The following is a 1,794-nucleotide window of genomic DNA, read 5'->3' on the forward strand; positions in this document are numbered from 1 at the left end:
AAGGAGGACTGACCGATGGCGACCACGCAGACCCAGGCCGCTGAGGCCCTCGTCGAAACCACCGAGGGCGGTGACTTCGCCGCCTTGCTCAGCAAGGAATTCCGTCCGAAGAGCGAGCGCGCTCGTGCCGAGGTGGAATCCGCTGTCCGTACGCTGGCCGAGCAGGTGCTCGACCGCGCAGACATCGTTTCCGACGACGTCACGCAGACAATCAACGCCTATATCGCCGAGATCGACCGCAAGCTCAGTGAGCAGGTGAACCTGATCCTGCACCATCCTGATTTCCAGAAGCTGGAGGGCGCCTGGCGCGGGTTGCACCACCTGGTGTCCAATACCGAGACGGATCCGCAACTGAAGATCCGCGTGATCAACCTGTCCAAGAACGACCTCGGTCGTACGCTCAAGCGCTACAAGGGCACGGCGTGGGACCAGAGCCCCATCTTCAAGAAGGTGTACGAAGAAGAATACGGCCAGCTCGGTGGGGAACCCTATGGCTGCCTGATTGGCGATTACTACTTCGATCATGGCCCGCAGGATGTCGAACTTCTGCGCGGCATGGCCCAGGTGGCTGCGGCCTCGCACGCCCCGTTCATCGCTGCCGCTGCGCCGGGGCTGCTTGGCATGGACGGCTGGAGTGAGCTCGCCAACCCGCGCGACCTCGCCAAGATCTATTCGACACCTGACTACGCGGCATGGCGATCGCTGCGTGACAGCGAGGACGCGAAGTACGTCGCCCTGACCATGCCGCGCACGCTGTCGCGACTGCCTTACGGCGCCAAGACCGATCCGGTGGAGGAGTTCGACTTCGAGGAAGACACCAGCGGTGCCGACTCGACGAAATACACCTGGCAGAACGCCGCCTATGCGATGGGCGTGAACATCAACCGCTCGTTCAAGCAGTACGGCTGGTGCACGCGCATTCGCGGCGTGGAGTCGGGTGGCACGGTGGACAACCTGCCGGCGCACGTCTTCCCGACCGACGACGGCGGCGTGGACATGAAGTGCCCAACTGAAATCGCCATCACGGATCGCCGCTCGGCCGAGCTGGACAAGATGGGCCTGATGCCGGTCGTCCACCGGAAGAACTCCGACATGGCTGCCTTTATCGGTGCGCAGTCGCTGGCACGTCCGGAGGAGTATGACGATACGGATGCCACGGCCAACGCGGCACTGAGCGCGCGGTTGCCTTACATGTTCGCCTGCTCGCGGTTCGCTCATTACCTCAAGTGCATCGTGCGGGACAAGATCGGCTCGTTCAGCACACGCGAGCAGATGCAGGACTGGCTGACCCGCTGGATCCTCAACTACGTCGATGGCGACCCGGTCAATTCCAACGAAGAGACCAAGGCACGCAAGCCGCTCGCCGCGGCGCAGGTGGTCGTTGAGGAAGTGGAGGGCAATCCCGGTTACTACACCTCCAAGTTCTACCTCAAGCCGCACTACCAGCTCGAAGGCCTCACGGTCTCGCTGCGCCTGGTTGCCCGCCTGCCGTCCGGCAAGGCTGCCTGAGTCCTTCCCTAATTACGCGTCAAACGAGGAAAAGCGTTCATGGCTTTTGACATGCATCTCAAGTTCGGCCCCGGTCAGGTAAAGATCGAGGGCGCTTCCAACCACGCAAAGCACAAGGACCAGGTGCCGATCATCGCGTGGTCGTGGGGCGCCAGTAACTCGGGCAACCTGCATACCGGCGCGGGCTACGCGTCCGGCGGCAAGGCCAATGTGCAGGACATCACGATCACCAAGTTCGTCGACTCCTGCTCTAACGCGCTGCTTAACGCCGTGTGCACCGGTGCC

Annotated in this window: 2 protein-coding genes; both read left to right on the forward strand. The window is 62.6% G+C overall.

Features of this window, described 5'->3' with window-relative positions:
* Positions 1-15 precede the first annotated feature (15 nt).
* The gene (tssC, locus tag AC1DT2_RS22420) at positions 16-1,509 is read left to right on the forward strand and encodes a type VI secretion system contractile sheath large subunit (protein WP_477298833.1); all 1,494 of its coding nucleotides are present in this window, start codon (positions 16-18) and stop codon (positions 1,507-1,509) included.
* 39 nt (positions 1,510-1,548) lie between these two features.
* A partial coding sequence (locus AC1DT2_RS22425; protein WP_477298834.1) for a type VI secretion system tube protein Hcp occupies positions 1,549-1,794 on the forward strand: 246 nt, incomplete at its 3' end.

The sequence above is a fragment of the Luteibacter sp. P4_E6 genome (assembly GCF_056401535.1).

Coding starts and splice junctions, on each gene's coding strand:
- tssC (WP_477298833.1), top strand. CDS start 16: ATGGCGACCACGCAGACCCAGGCCGCTGAGGCCCTCGTCGAAACCACC.